Genomic DNA, 1,340 nt, shown 5'->3' with positions numbered 1-1,340 from the left:
CGGCGGTGCCGCCGAGCAGGTCGCGCTTGGCGCTGCTGTGCTTGAACAGCCCGCGCATGAGCCCGGCGACGGCGGTCGCCCCCGGGGAGGGCGGGCGGCGTCGGCCAGCACCCACGCCCGGTGCAGGGCGACCAGCTCCGCCCGGTCCGCGCCGCAGGCGCGCGCGATCCGTTCGACGGGGGCGTAGTCGACGGGCACGGCCGCACCGGATCCGTACCGGTGCAGGGTGGAGGCGCTCATGTGCAACCGCCGGGCGAGCGCCCCGTAACTGAGCCCCGAACGCTCCTTCAACTCCCGTACCAGCCGCGCGAACTCCGCGGCGGCGCCGTCCTGCACCAACCGACCCCTCTCCCCCCGACCCGACCCGCGTCGGTGCCGCCCGCCCGGTGGCGCCTGTCCCGCCCGTCGCGTTCCCGCGTTCCCGCGACCGTTCCAGGCCGGACGCGTCGTCGCAGCTCAGCGGCGGTCGCGGCATTCCCGCGTCCCGTCATGGGCACGTTCCGTTGTCCCACGGGGCTCCCCGGGGGACGGTGGTGGCACATCGCCGGGAACGCCCCGGCGACCGGTAGGAAGCACTCTAAGGGGAGCCATGCGACGCACCACTGCCCGCTTGACGGCGGGGCTCGGGGCCGTGGCGGCGATCACCGCCCTCACGGTCGGTTCGACCCTCCAGGCCCAGGCCGGACAGCAGCCGACCGCCACCGGGCCGACCACCGCGCCGGAACCGCAGGCGGCGGCGAGCGACTTCCTCGACGTGGGCGAGCTGCCCCCGGACCCGCATTCCGACTGGTACGCGGGGAACGTGACGCCGGGGCTGCCCGAGGAACCGCTCGCCTGCTTCGACGGCCTCCTGCCGACGGCGGGCGCCTCCCACCGCGACTACTGGACGGAGCTGGACGCCTCCGCGCGCCAGATCGTGGTGGAGACCGGGAACGCGACCGAGGCCGCCGACCTGGCCGTCGCGCTGGAGGCGGCGGCGGCCGACTGCGCGGCCGACTGGCTGCGCGGGGAACCGGGGGCGGTGGCGGGGTGGGACGACCTCGGCACGGTCGACGCCGGCGACAGCGCCCACGCCTACGCCGTGTTCACCGCGCCGCCCGAGGCCGGGACGGACGTCAACGTCCACGGGGTGGGGCGGGCCGGGGGGACCGTCACGCTCGTCTCATGGGGCCGGATGGGCACCTTGTCCGACGCGCCGGCAGACACCTTCGCGGACACACTGACCGCCGCCCTGGACCGACTGGGCTGAGGCGGCCGGCCCTGCCGTGCCGGTGACGCGCGGCAGGGGACGGGGACCGCACGGCGGCGGCCCGGCGCTCCGGAGGGGGTGAGCGCCGGGC

At 76.9% G+C, this 1,340-nt stretch carries 2 protein-coding genes; one reads left to right on the top strand and one right to left on the bottom strand.

Features of this window, described 5'->3' with window-relative positions:
* Positions 1 to 336: helix-turn-helix domain-containing protein (locus tag HCJ92_RS24100; protein WP_420824773.1), on the bottom strand; the 336-nt coding region annotated here is incomplete at its 3' end.
* Between the two features lie 253 nt (positions 337 to 589).
* Here HCJ92_RS24100 and HCJ92_RS24095 point away from each other — a divergent pair.
* Positions 590 to 1,249: a hypothetical protein gene (locus tag HCJ92_RS24095; RefSeq protein WP_167935714.1), complete on the top strand. Its 660-nt coding sequence runs from the start codon at positions 590 to 592 to the stop codon at positions 1,247 to 1,249.
* The last annotated feature ends 91 nt before the right edge of the window (positions 1,250 to 1,340 follow it).

This window comes from Streptomyces spiramenti, from assembly GCF_012034385.1.
GTDB classification, from domain to species: Bacteria; Actinomycetota; Actinomycetes; order Streptomycetales; family Streptomycetaceae; genus Streptomyces; species Streptomyces spiramenti.
The sequence above is the reverse complement of the archived record's forward strand: the minus strand, read 5'-3'. Positions and strand labels throughout refer to the sequence as shown.